The sequence below is a fragment of the Photobacterium sp. R1 genome (assembly GCF_054600795.1).
In genome coordinates, this window is the sequence record NZ_BAAHZP010000688.1 from 1 (window position 1) to 259 (window position 259).

Annotated in this window: 1 protein-coding gene; it reads left to right on the top strand. The window is 52.1% G+C overall.

Annotated elements, in window-relative coordinates:
* Window positions 1-259: hypothetical protein (locus ACYP03_RS26840; RefSeq protein WP_459782786.1), on the top strand; the 259-nt coding region annotated here is incomplete at both ends.

The following is a 259-nucleotide window of genomic DNA, read 5'->3' on the forward strand; positions in this document are numbered from 1 at the left end:
CTAACTATTTGCTCGCTGCGCTTCTTGGCAGGTTGCTTGGCGTTTCTACTGCTTCTTTTTCAGCCGTAACAATTTTGCCGGGTTATGCAGTTTGTGCAGCGGTGGCGTTGATTGGCATGTCGTTAGTGAGTAACCCCTGGGGCTTTTTATTAGCGAACTGGGTGTTTATCTCCGCGGTGTTTCTGTCTCGCCCTGTCATTGCGGCAGAGCTACATCGGCATGTCGGCTCATCGCACCGGAGCGCGTCTGTCTCTTTACT